The sequence below is a fragment of the Frigoribacterium sp. Leaf186 genome, assembly GCF_001423905.1.
GTDB lineage: Bacteria > Actinomycetota > Actinomycetes > Actinomycetales > Microbacteriaceae > Frigoribacterium.
On the sequence record NZ_LMPQ01000013.1, the window covers coordinates 361 to 565 of the forward strand.

Annotated in this window: 1 rRNA gene (cut by both window edges); it reads left to right on the forward strand. The window is 48.3% G+C overall.

What is annotated here, in order from left to right:
• Positions 1-205, forward strand: a 23S ribosomal RNA gene (locus ASG05_RS16060) (its annotated part extends past both window edges: 246 nt to the left, 467 nt to the right); the annotation flags it as partial.

Here is a 205-nt window from a genome sequence, read left to right on the forward strand (position 1 = left end):
GCGAGGCGAACCGGGTGAACTGAAACATCTCAGTAGCTCGAGGAAAAGACATCAACCGAGATTCCGAAAGTAGTGGCGAGCGAAATCGGAAGAGCCTGTTAGTGATAGCACGACTCTTAGCAAAACAGTTTGGAAAGACTGGCCATAGCAGGTGATAGCCCTGTATGCGAAAAGAGACGTGTGGTACTAAGTTAACGACAAGTAG